1 pseudogene is annotated in these 399 nt (G+C 59.4%); it reads right to left on the bottom strand.

Going from position 1 to position 399, the window contains the following annotated elements:
• Positions 1-399: pseudogene (locus BEN49_RS15655) on the bottom strand (hypothetical protein); the annotation flags it as partial.

Genomic DNA, 399 nt, shown 5'->3' with positions numbered 1-399 from the left:
GCCAATCTTGCCGCCCTTGACGTAAGGAGTCAGCAAGTCAAGGACCTTAATACCGGTCTCCAGCATCTCGGTCTCGGGCTCAAGGTCATCGAAGGCCGGGGGATCCCGGTGGATCGGCCAACGCTCAGTCACCTCGATTGTGGAGGGATCGGCGTTAAGAACGTCACCTGTCACATTCCAGACGTGACCCTTAGTGACGTCACCCACTGGCACGCTAATCGGGGCACCGGTGTCGCGCACCTCAGTGCCGCGGCGCATACCGTCAGTCGGTTTGAGGGAGATGGCTCGCACGACATTCTCGCCAATCTTGCCGCCCTTGACGTAAGGAGTCAGCAAGTCAAGGACCTTAATACCGGTCTCCAGCATCTCGGTCTCGGGCTCAAGGTCATCGAAGGCCGG

Origin of the sequence: Hymenobacter coccineus, from assembly GCF_001816125.1 — a bacterium.
Taxonomy (GTDB): domain Bacteria; phylum Bacteroidota; class Bacteroidia; order Cytophagales; family Hymenobacteraceae; genus Hymenobacter; species Hymenobacter coccineus.
The sequence above is the reverse complement of the archived record's forward strand: the minus strand, read 5'-3'. Positions and strand labels throughout refer to the sequence as shown.